The 14,828-nt window shown below is 76.7% G+C and carries 15 protein-coding genes; 9 read left to right on the forward strand and 6 right to left on the reverse strand.

From position 1 onward, the window contains the following. Window positions 1-281 (forward strand): dihydrofolate reductase family protein (locus VGB14_15330; protein ID HEX9994300.1); only part of this gene is annotated, 281 nt, incomplete at its 5' end. 95 nt (window positions 282-376) lie between these two features. Further along, a complete protein-coding gene (locus VGB14_15335; GenBank protein ID HEX9994301.1) occupies window positions 377-1,462 on the forward strand; it encodes an ATP-binding protein in 1,086 nt (361 codons plus the stop codon). Here VGB14_15335 and VGB14_15340 read toward each other — a convergent pair. From VGB14_15340 to VGB14_15350, 3 genes are all read right to left on the reverse strand, one after another. Continuing rightward, window positions 1,459-2,928, reverse strand: coding sequence for a sigma-70 family RNA polymerase sigma factor (locus VGB14_15340; GenBank protein HEX9994302.1), 1,470 nt, complete (start codon window positions 2,926-2,928; stop codon window positions 1,459-1,461). The genes VGB14_15335 and VGB14_15340 overlap by 4 nt on opposite strands. 13 nt (window positions 2,929-2,941) lie before the next feature. Continuing rightward, window positions 2,942-3,295 (reverse strand): YciI family protein, encoded by a 354-nt coding sequence (locus VGB14_15345; GenBank protein ID HEX9994303.1) that lies wholly within the window; start codon window positions 3,293-3,295, stop codon window positions 2,942-2,944. Window positions 3,296-3,388: 93 nt separating this feature from the next. Beyond that, window positions 3,389-6,178, reverse strand: a complete 2,790-nt coding sequence (locus VGB14_15350; protein ID HEX9994304.1) for an aconitate hydratase — start codon at window positions 6,176-6,178, stop codon at window positions 3,389-3,391. 58 nt (window positions 6,179-6,236) lie between these two features. On the opposite strand from VGB14_15350, the gene VGB14_15355 reads away from it, so the two are divergent. Next, complete coding sequence (locus VGB14_15355) at window positions 6,237-6,635, forward strand: hypothetical protein (GenBank protein ID HEX9994305.1); 399 nt, start codon at window positions 6,237-6,239, stop codon at window positions 6,633-6,635. Here VGB14_15355 and VGB14_15360 read toward each other — a convergent pair. Continuing rightward, entirely contained in the window at window positions 6,623-7,564 is a 942-nt protein-coding gene (locus VGB14_15360; protein ID HEX9994306.1) for a pirin family protein, read from the reverse strand. The two genes, VGB14_15355 and VGB14_15360, sit on opposite strands and share 13 nt — an antisense overlap. Before the next feature lie 70 nt (window positions 7,565-7,634). Here VGB14_15360 and ygiD point away from each other — a divergent pair, with 70 nt between their 5' ends. Next, complete coding sequence (gene ygiD, locus VGB14_15365; protein ID HEX9994307.1) at window positions 7,635-8,501, forward strand: 4,5-DOPA dioxygenase extradiol; 867 nt, start codon at window positions 7,635-7,637, stop codon at window positions 8,499-8,501. 11 nt (window positions 8,502-8,512) lie between these two features. Continuing rightward, window positions 8,513-9,028 carry a nitroreductase family protein gene (locus tag VGB14_15370; GenBank protein ID HEX9994308.1) on the forward strand — a complete coding sequence of 172 codons (516 nt, stop codon included), beginning with the start codon at window positions 8,513-8,515 and terminating at the stop codon, window positions 9,026-9,028. Window positions 9,029-9,032: 4 nt separating this feature from the next. Here the strand turns inward: VGB14_15370 and VGB14_15375 are convergent, their stop codons facing one another. After that, window positions 9,033-10,094: a Glu/Leu/Phe/Val dehydrogenase dimerization domain-containing protein gene (locus tag VGB14_15375; GenBank protein HEX9994309.1), complete on the reverse strand. Its 1,062-nt coding sequence runs from the start codon at window positions 10,092-10,094 to the stop codon at window positions 9,033-9,035. 28 nt (window positions 10,095-10,122) lie between these two features. Between VGB14_15375 and VGB14_15380 the strand changes: the two genes are divergently transcribed. From VGB14_15380 to VGB14_15390, 3 genes are read left to right on the forward strand one after another with little or no spacing between them, the layout of a single operon-like run. Next, window positions 10,123-10,869 carry a flavodoxin family protein gene (locus VGB14_15380; protein ID HEX9994310.1) on the forward strand — a complete coding sequence of 249 codons (747 nt, stop codon included), beginning with the start codon at window positions 10,123-10,125 and terminating at the stop codon, window positions 10,867-10,869. A gap of 56 nt (window positions 10,870-10,925) precedes the next feature. After that, entirely contained in the window at window positions 10,926-11,852 is a 927-nt protein-coding gene (locus tag VGB14_15385; GenBank protein ID HEX9994311.1) for a sensor histidine kinase, read from the forward strand. Further along, complete coding sequence (locus VGB14_15390) at window positions 11,849-12,121, forward strand: Ada metal-binding domain-containing protein (protein ID HEX9994312.1); 273 nt, start codon at window positions 11,849-11,851, stop codon at window positions 12,119-12,121. The genes VGB14_15385 and VGB14_15390 overlap by 4 nt, the downstream gene beginning before the upstream one ends. Window positions 12,122-12,149: 28 nt before the next feature. Here the strand turns inward: VGB14_15390 and VGB14_15395 are convergent, their stop codons facing one another. Beyond that, window positions 12,150-13,985: a hypothetical protein gene (locus VGB14_15395; protein ID HEX9994313.1), complete on the reverse strand. Its 1,836-nt coding sequence runs from the start codon at window positions 13,983-13,985 to the stop codon at window positions 12,150-12,152. A 73-nt stretch (window positions 13,986-14,058) separates the two neighbouring features. On the opposite strand from VGB14_15395, the gene VGB14_15400 reads away from it, so the two are divergent. Next, window positions 14,059-14,769 (forward strand): MerR family transcriptional regulator, encoded by a 711-nt coding sequence (locus VGB14_15400; protein HEX9994314.1) that lies wholly within the window; start codon window positions 14,059-14,061, stop codon window positions 14,767-14,769. Window positions 14,770-14,828: the final 59 nt, after the last annotated feature.

Here is a 14,828-nt window from a genome sequence, read left to right on the forward strand (position 1 = left end):
ACGTCGACTTCACGTTCGTCACCGACGGCCTGCCGGCCGCCGTCGAGCGGGCCAGGGCGGCCGCCGGCGACCGGGACGTCGTCGTCATGGGCGGCGGCGACGTCATCCGCCAGTGCGTGGTCGGCGGCCTCGTCGACGAGCTGTCGATCCACCTCGCCCCGGTCGTGCTCGGCGGCGGGACGCCCCTGTTCGCGGCCGACGGGGAGCGCCGGCGCCTGGTCCAGCGCTCGGTCCGGCCGTCGTCGACGGCGACCCACCTCACCTACGAGGTCGCCCGCTGACGTCGCCGGTCAGCGGCGGGGGCGCGCCGGGGATGTGACCGGTGCCCGAGCGCACGATCAGGTCGAGGCGGGCGCGGGGGCGCCACACTTGGGGGGTGCGACCGCCGACCGTGCCGGGGATGGACGCCGCCGGGTCGGCCGCGTTCGTCGACGTCCGCCGGCTCGGCCCGAACGCCTGGTTCCTCGTCGCCGGCGAGGCGCCTGCGGCGGTCGTCGACGACCTGCACGCCGCCGCCTCGAGCGAGACGTCACCGGCGGGGGTGCTGGCCGCCGTGCGCCCGCCGGTCGCTGCCGTCGACGTCGTCGTCGCCCGCGTCGAGCTCGACGCCTGCGGCACGTGGCTGACCCTGTCGAACGCCGGCGGGCCGCGACCCGTCGTGGTGCGGCGGGCCGGCTGGGTCGACCTGCGGGGCCACCCGGCGGCGCCGCTCGGGCAGCGGGGCGAGCCGCCGGCCGACGACCGGGTCGGCCTCGGCCCCGGCGACTCGATCGTGCTGTTCGGCCCGGCGTGGTGCGACCCGTCGCGGGCCGGCGCGGTCGTCGCCGAGGCCGTGCTCGACGGGCTGCTCGCCACCGCCGGCGCGCCGGCCGGCGACCAGTGGCGGGGCCTCGCCGGCGCCGCCCCCCGGGGGACCGGGTCGGAGGTGGCCGTGCTGGCCGTGCCCGGGGACCTCGGCCCCGACCCGCTCGCCCGGGTGGCCGCCGCCACCGGCATCCCGGCCGACCGGCTCGACCTGCCCGGCTACCCGCTGGGCGACGCCCAGCCCGACCTGTGGTCGTCCCCGCCCCGCCCGCCGCGGGAGGCCCGGCTGCACGTCCCGAGGGACGCCGCCGTGCTGGCCGACGTCCGCCGCCTCCTCCGCCGGCTGCTCGCCAGCTGGCGCATCGAGGAGCGGGTGGCGGCCGGGGACCTCGAGCTGCTCGCCACCGAGGTGACGGCCAACGCCATCCGCCACAGCGGCACGACGGCGACCGCCGTCGTCCGCTTCCTCGGCGACCGCTTCCGCATCGAGGTGGGCGACGGGTCGAGGGCCGCGCCCGTGCGCCGGCAGCCCGACCTGCTGGCCGAGGGCGGGCGGGGCCTCCCGCTCGTCGACACGCTCTCGTCGGACTGGGGGGTGGTGCCGACGAGGGACGGCAAGCGGGTGTGGTTCGAGGTGCCGGTGACCCCGCCGGCCTAGACGGGGAGCGCGGCCCGCCGGCCGGCGAGGAACCGGCGCTCGGCGGCGTTGGCGGTGAGGGCGGCGGCGGCGTCGTAGGCGTCGGCCGCCTCGGCGAAGCGCCCGAGCCGGCGCAGCAGCTCGGCCCTGGCGGCGTGGAACAGGTGGTAGCCGGCGAGGTCGAGGGCGTCGACGGCGGCCAGCCCGGCCGCCGGCCCGTCCACCTCGGCGACGGCCACCGCCCGGTTGAGCGCCACCACCGGCGACGGCGCCATGGCCAGGAGCTGGTCGTAGCTGTGGAGGATCTGGGCCCAGTCGGTGGCGGCCGCCGTCGGCGCGTCGGCGTGGACGGCGGCGATGGCCGCCTGGAGCTGGTACGGGCCGGGCCGACCGCGCCGGATGCAGGCGCGGACGAGCGCCTGGCCCTCGGCGATCAGCGCCCGGTCCCAGCGGGAGCGGTCCTGGTCGGCCAGCAGGACGAGCGACCCGTCGGGGCCGACCCTGGCCGCCCGCCGCGACTCGGTGAGCAGCAGCAGGGCGAGCAGGCCGAGGACCTCGGGCTCGTCGGGCATCAGGCCGGCGAGCAGGCGGGCCAGGCGGACGGCCTCGGCGCACAGCTCGGCCCTGACCAGCTCGTCGCCGGCCGTCGCCGCATACCCCTCGTTGAACACGAGGTAGACGACGGCCAGGACCGGGCGGAGGCGGTCGGGGAGCTCGGCGGCCGACGGCACCCGGTAGGGGATGCCGGCGGCCTTGATCTTGCGCTTGGCCCGCACGAGGCGCTGGGCCATCGTCGCCTCGGGGACGAGGAAGGCCCTCGCGATCTCGTCGGTGGTGAGCCCGCCGAGGAGCCGCAGGGTGAGGGCCACCTGGGCGCTCGGGGCGAGCGCCGGGTGGCAGCAGGTGAAGATCAGGCGCAGGCGGTCGTCGGGCACGGGGCCGACCTCGGGGAGCTCGTCGCGCTCGGAGAGCAGGGTGGCCTGGACGGACCGGGCGAGGCGGGTGCCCTCCCGGCGGAGGCGGTCGATGGCCCGGTTGCGGGCGGTGGTCACGATCCACCCGGCCGGGTTGGGCGGCACGCCGGCCGCCGCCCAGCGCTCGACGGCGACGACGAAGGCGTCCTGGACGGCCTCCTCGGCGACGTCGATGTCGCCGAAGAGGCGGACCAGGGTGGCGACCGCCCTGCCCGACTCCTCCCGGAAGACCCGCTCGACCACGACCGCGTCGACCGACGAACCCGGCGGGCCGTCCTCGTCCGGGTGCCCGCCGGCGCCGCCCGTCGCCGGGCCGGGCGGGGGAGCGTCGCCGGGCCGGTCGTCGGTCGCCGCCGGGCCGAGCGGGGTCCCCTCGCCGGAGTGGCCGCCGGAGCCCGACGCAGGGCCGGCCGTCGGAGCGTCGCCGGGGGGCCGGCCGCCGCCCGTCGCCGGGCCGGGCGGGGTCTCCTCGCCGGGGGGCCGGCCGCCGGCGCCCGTCGTCGTGCCGCTCACCGGCCCGGCCGGCTCAGCCTTCGGGCTCGTCCTGGAACGGGCGGACCTCGATGGGCGCCCGGCAGGCGGCGGTGGCCTTGGCCGCCCAGGCGAGGGCGGCGTCGAGGTCGGCGGCCTGGATCACCCAGAACCCGCCCATCTGCTCCTTGGTCTCGGCGAAGGGCCCGTCGGTCACGAGGGTCTCGCCGTCCTGCACCCGCACGACGCTCGCCGTGCTGGCCGGGTGCAGCCCGCCGGCGAACACCCACGCCCCCTGCTCCCGCAGCTCGGCGTTGACCTCGTCGACGGCCTTGTAGATCGCCTGCATCTCGTCCTCGGGCGGGAGGTCGCCCTCGGTCATCAGCACGGCGAGCAGGTACTGCTGCATCGGTGGCTCCTCTCGGTCGGACCGGCGCCGTGCCGGGCCCTCACCCCTCTCCACGAACGGCGACGGCCCGGATCGACACCGGCGACGAGGAAATCAGGAGGCGACCCTCCCGAGGTGCTGGCGGAGCACGTAGTGGAGGATCCCGCCGTTGGCGTAGTACTCGGCCTCCATCGGCGTGTCGATGCGCACGACCGCCTCGAAGGACCGGTCGCCGGCCTGCACGGTCACCCGCCGGCCGAGCAGGGAGCGGGGCTCGGCGCCCTCGAGCCCGGCGATCGTGACGACCTCCTCGCCGGTGAGCCCGAGCGAGGCGACCGACCCGCCGTCGGCGAACTGGAGGGGCAGCACGCCCATCCCGATCAGGTTCGACCGGTGGATGCGCTCGAAGCTCTCGGCGATCACGGCCCGCACGCCGAGCAGCACGGTGCCCTTGGCCGCCCAGTCGCGCGACGAGCCCGACCCGTACTCCTTGCCGGCGAGGATCACGAGCGGCACGCCCTCGCCGGCGTAGCGCACGGCGGCGTCGTAGATCGGCGTCTGGTCGCCGTCGGGCAGGTGGCGGGTGACGCCGCCCTCGGTGCCGGGCGCGAGGCGGTTGCGGATCCGGCGGTTGGCGAACGTGCCCCGGATCATCACCTCGTGGTTGCCGCGGCGGGCGCCGTAGGAGTTGAAGTCCTTCTGGGTCACGCCCTGCTCGACCAGCCACCGGCCGGCCGGGCTGTCGGGGTGGATGGCGCCGGCCGGGGAGATGTGGTCGGTGGTGACGCTGTCGCCGAGCACGGCGAGGATGCGCGCGTCGCGGATGTCGGTGAGCGGCGCCGGGGTGGCCGGCATGTCCTCGAAGTAGGGCGGGCGGCGGACGTAGGTCGACGTGGCGTCCCAGTCGTAGCTGCCGCCGGTCGGCACGGGCAGCTCCCGCCAGCGCTCGTCGCCCTCGAACACCTGGCCGTAGGCGGCCCTGAACATGTCGGACCGGATGGCGTCCCGCACGGTGGCGGTCACCTCGGCCGACGTCGGCCAGATGTCGCGCAGGTACACGGGGTTGCCGTCCTGGTCCTCGCCGAGCGGCTCCTCCAGAAGGTCGACCTCCATCGAGCCGGCCAGCGCGTAGGCGACGACGAGCGGCGGCGAGGCGAGGTAGTTCATACGCACGTCGCCGTTGATGCGGCCCTCGAAGTTGCGGTTGCCCGACAGCACCGACACCAGGGCGAGGTCGTGCTCGTTCACGGCCCGGGCGATGGGGCCGGGCAGGGGGCCGGAGTTGCCGATGCAGGTCGTGCAGCCGAACCCGACGAGGTGGAAGCCGAGCTTCTCCAGGTAGGGGACGAGGCCGGCCCGCTCGTAGTAGTCCATGACGACCTTCGAGCCGGGGGCGAGCGACGTCTTCACCCACGGCTTGCGGGTGAGGCCCCGCTCCACCGCCTTCTTGGCCAGCAGGCCGGCCGCCAGCATCACCTGCGGGTTCGACGTGTTCGTGCAGCTGGTGATGGCGGCGATGGCGACGTGGCCGTGGTCGAGCTCGACGGTGGTGCCGTCGTCCAGGGTGACGGGCACGGCCTGCCGCCGGCGGGACGGCTGGGGCGACCGCTGGGGCACGGCCCCGCCCTTCGCCTCCGGGTCCTCGGTGGCCGCGGGCGGGTCGCTCGCCGGGAACGACTCCCACGACGCCTCGTCCTGGCTGCCGTTGGCGAGGTCGGGCATCGAGGCGACGAGCGCCTCCGCGAACCGGGACTTCGCCTCCCGCAGCGCGACCCGGTCCTGCGGGCGGGACGGCCCGGCGAGGGACGGCTCGACGGTCGACAGGTCGAGCTCGAGCACCTCGCTGAAGGTCGGCTCGGCCGCCGGGTCGTGCCACAGCCCCTGCTCCTTGGCGTAGGCCTCGACGAGGGCGACGACGTCGTCGGGCCGGCCGGTGAAGCGCAGGAAGCGCAGGGTCTGCTCGTCGACCGGGAAGATCGTGATCGTCGACCCGTACTCGGGCGACATGTTGCCGATCGTGGCCCGGTTCTCGACGGGCACGTTGGCCACGCCGGGGCCGAAGAACTCGACGAACTTCCCGACCACGCCGTGGCGGCGCAGCATCTGGGTGACGGTCAGCACGAGGTCGGTGGCCGTCGCCCCCTCGGGCAGCTCGCCGGACAGGCGGAAGCCGACGACCCGGGGGATCAGCATCGAGATGGGCTGGCCGAGCAGGGCGGCCTCGGCCTCGATGCCGCCCACCCCCCAGCCGACCACGCCGAGGCCGTTGACCATCGGGGTGTGCGAGTCGGTGCCGACCACGGTGTCGGGGAAGGCCGCGCCGCCGCGCCGGGCGACGACGGTGGCCAGGTACTCGACGTTCACCTGGTGGCAGATGCCGGTCGCCGGGGGCACCACCCGCAGGCTGGCGAAGGCCTGCTGGCCCCACCGCAGGAACTGGTACCGCTCCCGGTTGCGCTCGAACTCGAGGGCGTAGTTGCGGGCCAGCGCGTCGCGGCTGCCGTACACGTCGACCGAGACCGAGTGGTCGATCACGAGGTCGGCGGGGATGCCGAGGTCGAGCCCGGCCGGGTCGGCGCCGGCCGCCGCGACCGCGTCGCGCATGGCGGCCATGTCCACGAGCGCGGGCACGCCGGTGAAGTCCTGCATGAGCACCCTGGCCGGCCGGAAGGCGATCTCCCGGTCCTCGTCGCCGCCCGACCAGCGGGCCAGCGCCTCGACGTCCTCGCCCCGGACGGTCACGCCGTCCTCGTGGCGGAGGAGGTTCTCCAGGAGGACCTTCAGCGAGTAGGGCAGGCGGGAGACGGCGAAGTCGTCCTCGAGGGCGGCCAGCCGGACGATGTCGTGGTCGGCGTCGCCCACGCGCAGGCGGGCGCGGGCACCGAAGCTGTTCTGCGGCTGCACGGCCCCGTCCTACCCGACGCGGGACCCCGGCATCTACCCCGCGGGGTACACCGGGGGCATGGGCGATCGATCGTTGCCGACGGCAGCCGTGGCCTTCGCGGCCGGATGGGCGGTGCACAACGTCGACCACCTGCGGCGGGGGACCGACGCCGTCACCCGCCACGTGCTGGTCGGCGGCCTCGTCGTCGGGGTGCTGGCCGTCGCCGCCGTGTGGCTCGTGCTGGCCGGGCACCGCCTGGGCCCGTTCGCGGCGGCCGCCGTCGGGCTCGGCACGGCCGTCGCCGTCGGCGCGTCGCACCTGCTGCCGGAATGGAGCGCGTTCAGCGACGCCCTCCCCGGTGGCGAGGTCGACGGCCTCACGTGGGCGGCGGTGCTGGCCGAGCTGGCCGGCGCCGTCTGGTTGGGGCTGGCCGGGCTGGCCGCGCTCCGCCGCAGCGGCTTCGCCTACCCCCGGTAGGGGCGGAGGGCGTTCGGCGGCACCACGCCGAGGCGGCCGGCCTGGAAGTCCTCGACGGCCTGGATCAGCTCGGCCTTGGTGTTCATGACGAACGGGCCGTAGGCGGCCACCGGCTCGCGGATCGGCTCGCCGCCGAGGAGCAGCACGTCGAGGGGCGCGGCGGCCGAGCCGGACAGGGTCAGGGTGTCGCCGGCCCCGAACACGGCCAGCTGCCCGAGCCCGACCGGGACCTGCTCGGTGCCGACGGTGCCCGCCCCGGCCAGCACGTAGGCGAGGGCGTTGAAGTCGCGTCGCCACGGCAGCACGAGGCGGGCGCCGGGCGAGACGGTGGCGTGGGCGACGGTGATCGGCGTGTGGGTGGACCCGGGGCCGGTGTGGCCGCCGAGGTCGCCGGCGATCAGGCGGACGATGGCGCCACCGTCGGGCGACGACACCAGCCGGACCTGCCCGGCCTCCAGGTTCTGGTAGCGGGGCGGGGCCATCTTCGACCGGGACGGGAGGTTGACCCACAGCTGCACGCCGTGGAACAGGCCGCCGCTGACGACCAGCTCCTCGGGCGGGGTCTCGATGTGGAGGATCCCGCGGCCGGCGGTCATCCACTGGGTGGCGCCGTCGGCGATCAGGCCGCCGCCGCCGTGGGAGTCCTGGTGCTGGAAGACGCCGTCCATGATGTAGGTGACGGTCTCGAACCCGCGGTGCGGGTGCCAGTCGGTGCCCCTCGGCTCGCCGGGCGCGTAGTCGACCTCGCCCATCTGGTCCATGTGGATGAACGGGTCGAGGTCGGCCAGGTCGACGCCGGCGAAGGCCCGGCGGACGGGGAAGCCCTCGCCCTCGAAGCCGCGCGGGGCGGTGGTGACCGAGCGCACGCGGCGGTCCGGGCCGGCGGCCGGCTCGGGCAGGCGGGGGAGGGTGAGCGGATCGGCGGTCACGGCAGGCACGACGGGTCCAACACCGTTTGGTCCCGCGTGATTCCGGCGCGCCGTGGGGTAGACCGGGGGCATGGCGAACGACGTCGTGCCGGCCGTCTTCTTCGGCCACGGCAGCCCGATGAACGCGCTCGAGCGCAACCGCTACACGGACGCCTGGCGGGCGTTCGGCGCGTCGGTGCCCCGGCCGCGCGCCATCCTCGTCGTGTCCGCCCACTGGTACATCAACGCCACCGCGGTGACGGCCATGGCGAGGCCCCGGACCATCCACGACTTCTTCGGGTTCCCCGACGAGCTGTTCGCCGTCGAGTACCCGGCGCCCGGCGCGCCGGACGTGGCCGAGGAGGTGGCCGACGTGGTCGAGCCGGTGTGGGTCGGGCTCGACGTCGACAGCTGGGGCATCGACCACGGCACCTGGTCGGTGCTGTGCCACGCCTTCCCCGACGCCGACGTGCCCGTCGTCCAGCTCGCCGTCAATGCCATGAAGCCGCCCGAGTACCACCTCGACCTCGGCGCCCGCCTGGCACCGCTGCGGGAGCGGGGCGTGCTGATCGTCGGGAGCGGCAACGTCGTCCACAACCTGCGGGGCATCGACCCCCGCCTCCGGGACGACGGCTTCGACTGGACCAGGCGCTTCGACGAGGCCGCCACCGAGGTGCTGGCCGGCGACCCGGCCGCCGCCGCCGGCCTGTCGGCCCACCCCGACTACGAGGCGGCGGCCCCGACCCCCGACCACTTCCTGCCCCTGCTCTACGTGGCCGGCGTGGCCGCCGCGGCCGGGCGGGGCGCCGACGTGCTCGTGGAGGGCTACGCCTACGGGTCGCTGTCGATGACCGCCTACACGGTCGGCGCCGGCCCGGTGGCGGCGACCGGCGACGGCGACGGCGCCGCCCCGCTGCCCGACCCGTCCGCCGTGCCCACCGACGACACCAACCTCTGAGGAGGGCTGCCGTGGAGACCTGGGACGCCATCCGGTCGAGGCGCAACGTGCGCAGCTACGCCGACGAGCCGCTCCCGCCCGGCGCCCTCGACCGCGTGCTCGAGGCCGGGCGGCGGTCGCCGTCGGCCCAGAACTGGCAGCCGTGGGACTTCGTCGTCGTCACCGACCGGGCCCGGCTCGAGCGCCTGGCCGGCGTGTGGCGGGGCGCCCGCCACGTGGCCGCGTCGGCGGCGACGATCGCGCTGGTCGCCCCCGTGCCGGCCGACGACCGCCAGGCCGCCCTGCTCCAGTTCGACCTGGGGCAGGCGACGATCTCGATGATGCTGGCCGCCGCCGACCTCGGCGTCGGCACCGGGCACTCGGCCGTCGAGGACCAGGACCTCGCCCGCGAGCTGCTCGGCTTCCCCGAGGACCGGTCCTGCGCCTACCTGATCGCGCTCGGCCTCCCCGCCGACCGGCCGCTCGCGCCGATCGAGCGCCTCGACCGCCGCCCGTTCGACGAGGTCGTCCACCGCGACCGCTGGTAGCCGGTCAGGCCGGCTCCCGGCGGGCGGCGGCCAGGCGGAGGTCGGCCATCGCCTCGGCCACCTCGACGGGCGGGACGCCCTTGCGCTCGGCCTCCTCGTACATGGCCCGCAGGCGGTCGCCGATGGCCGCCACCGAGGCGTCGACCCGGTCGCGGGGCCAGCCGAGCACGTCGTAGCCGCCGCCGTGGAACACGCCGCCCGAGTTGGCGACGAAGTCCGGCGCCCACAGGATCCCGGCGGCGTGCAGCCGCTCGGCGTCGGCCGGCTCGGCCAGCTGGTTGTTCGCCGCGCCGACGACGGCCCGGCACCGCAGCGCCGGGATGGTGCCCTCGTGGAGCACGCCGCCCGTGGCGCAGGGCGACAGCACGTCGCACGGCTCGGTGAGCACGTCGGCCGGGTCCACCACCCTGGCTCCCACGGTCGCCGCCACCGCCGCCGCCCTCGCCCCGTCGACGTCGCCGACGGTGACCTTGGCGCCCTCCCCGGCCAGCCGGGTGGCGAGGAGGGCGCCGACCGCGCCGACCCCCTGGATGACCACCGACCGGCCGGCCAGGTCGTCGCTGCCGAACAGGTGGGCGACCGTGGCCCGGATGGCCGAGTAGACGCCGTTGGCCGTGTCCGGCGCCGTGCTGCCGGTGCCGCCGGCCGCCTCCGTCCGGCAGTGGACGTGCCTGGTCACCTCGCCGATCACGTCCATGTCCGAGGCCGAGGTGTTCATGTCCGGGCCGACGGCGTAGAGCCCGCCGAGCGAGTCGACCAGCCGGGCGAAGCGGCGCAGCAGCCCGGCCCGCTCCTCGCCGGAGGGCAGCGCGGGCACGGCCAGCACCGACTTGCCCCCGCCGATCGGCAGGTCGTTCACGGCGAACTTGCGGGTCATGGCGGCGGACAGCCGGTGGGCGTCGCGGACGGCGTCGGCCGGCGTGTCGTACACGCGCATGCGGCAACCGCCGGCCGACGGGCCGAGCGCGGTGGAGTGGACGGCGATGACGAACCAGGCCCCGGTGGGGTGGTCCTTCGACACGATCGTCGCCTCGCCGTCCCACCTGTCGATGAGGTCCTCGATCACGGGGCGACTGTACGTGGGACATTGGGGCGTGCCTCTCACGCCCGAGCAGGAGGAGCTGTGCCGCCAGACCCGGTGGGACTTCTCCGACCTCCGCGCCCTGTTCGTCAACTGCACGCTCAAGCGCAGCCCCGAGCGGTCCCACACCCAGGGCCTGGCCGACGTCGCCGTCGAGATCATGCGCCGCCAGGGCGTGACGGTCGACGTCGTCCGGGCCGTCGACCACGACCTGCCGCCCGGCGTGTGGCCGGACATGACCGAGCACGGCTGGGACGCCGACGAGTGGCCGGCCCTGTTCGAGCGGGTGCTCGCCGCCGACGTCCTCGTGCTGTGCACCCCGATCTGGCTGGGCGAGAAGTCCTCGGTGTGCACCCGGGTGATCGAGCGCCTCTACGGCAACTCGTCGCTGCTCAACGACCGCGGCCAGTACGCCTACTACGGGCGGGTCGGCGGCTGCATCGTCACCGGCAACGAGGACGGCATCAAGCACTGCTCGATGAGCGTCCTCTACTCGCTCCAGCACCTCGGGTTCACGATCCCGCCCCAGGCCGACGCCGGCTGGATCGGCGAGGCCGGGCCGGGGCCGTCGTACCTCGACGAGGGGTCGGGCGGCCCGGACAACGACTTCACCAACCGGAACACCACGTTCATGACCTGGAACCTGCTCCACCTGGCCCGCATGCTGCGCGACGCCGGCGGCGTGCCGGCCCACGGGAACCAGCGCTCGGAGTGGGACGCCGGCTGCCGGTTCGACTTCCCCAACCCCGAGCACCGGTGAGGCCCGCGCCGCCGACCGACGGGTAACCTGCACCGAATGTCCCGGCGGACGGCCCGGTGAGCCTCGGCACCTTCCGGCACGACGCCTTCCTGTACTCGGGCGCGGCGGAGTTCGTCGACACCATGGCCGCGTTCGTGGACGACGGCCTGGCCGGCGGCGAGGCGGTGCTGGTCGCCGTGCCCGGGCAGCGCTCCGAGCGGCTGCGGGCCGCGCTCGGCGAGCGGGCGGCCGACGTGTGCTTCGTCGACATGCTGGAGGTGGGCCGCAACCCCGGCCGGATCATCGCCGTGTGGCGGCAGTTCGTGGCCGACCGGTGCGCCGGCGGGCGACCGGCGAGGGGGGTCGGCGAGCCCGTGTGGGCCGGTCGCTCGGCCGACGAGCTGGTCGAGTGCCGCCACCACGAGCTCCTGCTCAACCTCGCCTTCGACCCCGGCCCGCCGTGGTGGCTGGTCTGCCCCTACGACGTCGACGGGTTGGCCCCCGCCGTGGTGGACGAGGCCCGCACGACCCACCCGTTCGTGGTCGAGGGCGGGAGCCGGCGGCGGAGCGAGGCCTACGGCGGGTGGGCCGACGCCACCCTCGCCGAGCCGCTCCCCGAGGCCCCGGCCGGCGCCGAGGAGTTGGCCTTCGAGGGGCTCCGCCTGGGCGCGGCCCGCGAGCTGGTGGCCCGGCGGGCGGCGGCGGCCGGCCTCCCCCGCGACCGGGCCGCCGCGCTGGTGCTGGCCGTCGGCGAGCTGGCCACCAACAGCGTCCGCCACGGCGGCGGGCGGGGCGTGCTGCGGGTGTGGGACGGGCCGGGGACGGTCGTCTGCGAGGTGCGGGACGGCGGCCGGCTGCCCGACCCGCTCGCCGGCCGGCGCCTGCCCGGGCCGGACGAGGAGAGCGGGCGGGGCCTGTGGCTGGTCCACCAGCTGTGCGACCTCGTGCAGGTCCGGTCGTCGGCGGGCGGCACGACCGTGCGCGTCCACGTGCGGGTGCCGTGAGCCGGTACACCCTGCTCGGCCCGGCCGGCCCGTACCGGTCGGACACGCCGGGGACGCTCGGCGGCGAGCGCCGGCGGCGGATCTACGGCCGGCTCGACTGCCCGTCGGCGCTGCGGGCCATCGCCGCGGGCGGCCCCTACCCCCGCTACCGGGTGTTCTTCGCCGACGAGGCCGCCGCCGTCGCCTGCGGCTACCGCCCCTGCGCCCGCTGCCTGCCCGAGGCGTACCGGGCCTGGCGGGCGGGGACGGGGCCGGGGCCGACGTCGTAGTCGCCCGGCGGTCGTCCCGGCCCGGTCGTCACGCCGGGGCCGCCGTCGGCACGGCGGCGCGGGAGCCGGGCGCGGTGGCCGCGCCCGACCGGCCGGCGCCGTCGAGCAGCCGGCCGAGGCCCCACGCCATGGCCGCCACCCAGGCCGCTCCGATCAGGGCCAGCGTGGCGTAGGCGACGGCCTCCAGCCAGGCCGGCCCGCCGGTGAACTCGCGCTGGAGGATCGCCTTGTCGGCGACGAGCGCGCGGGTGAACGACGGGTCGGCGGGCACCTCGGCCGCCGGGATGCCGGGGTCCTCGGGCAGGTAGAGGGGCGCGGCGGCGAGCGTGCGGCCGTCGTGGAGGCGGACGATGGCCTTCCACTCGCCGTGCACCGGGATCGGCTCCGAGGTGCGCCACACGCCCGGCGCCACCTCCTCGAGCGGGTCGACGACGGCCTGCCGGCGCTCCCAGTCCGCGCCCTGCCAGGCGGTGACCGTGAAGAAGTCGGCGCCGTCGGCGGCGTCCGGCGGGTCGAGGCGGACGGTCGCCGCCACCGTCCGCTCGGGCGCCGGGGTCAGCTCGGCCAGGGTGACCGACGCCAGGATGCCGCCGCCGTCGCCGGTCGGCAGCGGCCAGGCCAGGGCGGCGAGCGCGACGGCGCCGGCCACCGCGCCGGCCAGGCGGGGGACGGGGCGGGCCGCCGCCGTGCCGCCGGCGAGGGCCCGGCCGGCCAGCGCGCCGAGCACGCCGCCGGCGGTGCCGGCCGCGGCGGCGAGGGGCAGGGCCTCGGGCACCAGCCCGGCCGGCCAGGGCAGCGGCATCCCCACCTGGGACCAGGCCCACTCGGCGGCGAAGCCGACCGTGCCGACGGCCAGCCCGGCGGCGGCGCCGAAGGCCAGCGGCCGGCGGCGGGGGACGGCGAGGGCGACGAGCTCGACGAGCACGGCCTCGGCGAGGAAGAGCGGCAGGTGGGGCACGGTGCGGCCGAGCACCGGCCCGACGAGCACGGCCAGCCCGGCCCGCAGCACGACGAAGCCGGCGGCGGCGGCGAGCGCGGCGCCCCGCCCGCCCCGAAGCCTGGCCGTCACGAGGCCGAGCCCGCCGGCGAGGGCGAGGAGCACCGGCTGGTAGAGCAGGCGGAACTGGGGCACGCCGAAGTCGAACTCGGCCTGCAGGGTGGCCAGCCCGACGAGGAAGGCGGCGCCGAGGACGGCCTCGACGCTCCGGCGGTGGGCGGCCGGCTCGGCCCTGGTGGACTCGACGTGGAGCACCCACATGGCGAGGGTGGCGAGCGACGCGCCGGCCACCATCTGCACGTGGGTCGGCCCCCACAGGGTGACGTCCTGGCCGAAGATGCGGTGCCACACGTCGTCGAGCGGGAACCCGAGCAGAGCGATCACCCCGCAGGCGAGGAGGAGCACGCCACCGACCGGCGCCCGCCACCGCGGCTCGACGCGCACGCCGCCGGCGTCACCGGGCCGCAGCCCGATCACGACGGCCACGTAGCCGGCCATGGCGATCCCGACGAGGCCGGCGAGGATGAACCAGTGGGCCGGGTTGGCGAACGGGCCGGCGTCGCGGCCGTTGTCGATGTGGGTGGCGACGTCCCAGTAGAAGCCGAAGACGGCGGTCAGCAGCGAGGCCGTGGTGAGCGCCATCGGGGCCGACGCCCACGGCGGCAGCCCCCGCAGCCCCGGCAGCCGCCCGGCCAGGCGGGCGAGGCCGTCGAGCGCGGCCGTGCGGCCGGCGCGGTGGGCCCTGGCCAGGGCGAACAGCGCCACGCCGCCGAGCACGGCGACGACGGTGGCGGGCACGAGGTCCTCCGTCGGGGCGCCGCCGGCCGGGTCGACGGCGGCGGCGAGCAGCAGGGGCGCGGCGGTCACGGCCCCACGCTACCCATCACGCCATCATTCGATGGCACAGTTGGCCGCGGTAGGGTGGGCCGGCGTGGGCCGCATGACCATCGACGAGCTCGCCCGGCGGGCCGGCACCACCACCCGCAACGTGCGTGCCCTCCAGGAGCGGCGCCTCTTGCCCCCGCCCGAGCGGCAGGGCCGGGTCGGCTGGTACGGCGACGGCCACCTGGCCCGGCTGCGGCTGATCGACCACCTCGCCGGCCGGGGCTTCTCCCAGGCGGCCATTCGCGAGCTGCTCGACGCCTGGCAGGCCGGGCACGGCATTCGCGAGGTGCTCGGGCTGGAGGAGGCGCTGGCCGCCCTGGACGACCCCGACCCCGTGGTGCTCACGGCCGACGAGCTGGCCGAGCGCTTCGGCGGGCCCGACCCTGGCGCCGTAGCCCGGGCCGTCGACCTCGGCCTCCTCGAGCCGGTCGACGGCGGCTTCCTCGTGACCGCCCCCGAGGTCGTCGACATCGGGGCCCGGCTGGTCGCGCTCGGCGTCCCCCTCGCCGCCGTGCTCGAGGAGACGGCCCGGCTGCGCCACGACGTGGACCGGGTCGCCGGCCGCTTCGTCGGCCTGTTCGTCGAGCACGTCGTGGCCGGGGCCGGCGGCGACGACCTGCCGGGCCTCGCCGCCAAGGTCACGGAGGCCCGCCCGCTCGCCGCCCGGGCCGTCGAGCGGCTCCTGGCCAGGGCGCTGTCCCGCCACCTGGCCGACGCCGTGGCCGCCGCCGCCGACCCCGGCCGGTCCCGCCCCGCCGCGTCCTAGGGTCGATCCCGCCGCCGCGGGGAAGGCCAGAGGCCGACGACGGAAGGAGCGCACCGCGA

It is taken from the genome of Acidimicrobiales bacterium (genome assembly GCA_036399815.1).
Classification (GTDB): Bacteria; Actinomycetota; Acidimicrobiia; order Acidimicrobiales; family DASWMK01; genus DASWMK01.

What these genes read in the sequence shown, in the direction of transcription:
- VGB14_15345 (HEX9994303.1), bottom strand. Translation starts at nt 3,295, where the DNA reads ATGCAGCAGTACCTGCTCGCCGTGCTGATGACCGAGGGCGACCTCCCG.
- ygiD (HEX9994307.1), top strand. Translation starts at nt 7,635, where the DNA reads ATGGCGAACGACGTCGTGCCGGCCGTCTTCTTCGGCCACGGCAGCCCG.
- VGB14_15355 (HEX9994305.1), top strand. Translation starts at nt 6,237, where the DNA reads ATGGGCGATCGATCGTTGCCGACGGCAGCCGTGGCCTTCGCGGCCGGA.
- VGB14_15400 (HEX9994314.1), top strand. Translation starts at nt 14,059, where the DNA reads ATGACCATCGACGAGCTCGCCCGGCGGGCCGGCACCACCACCCGCAAC.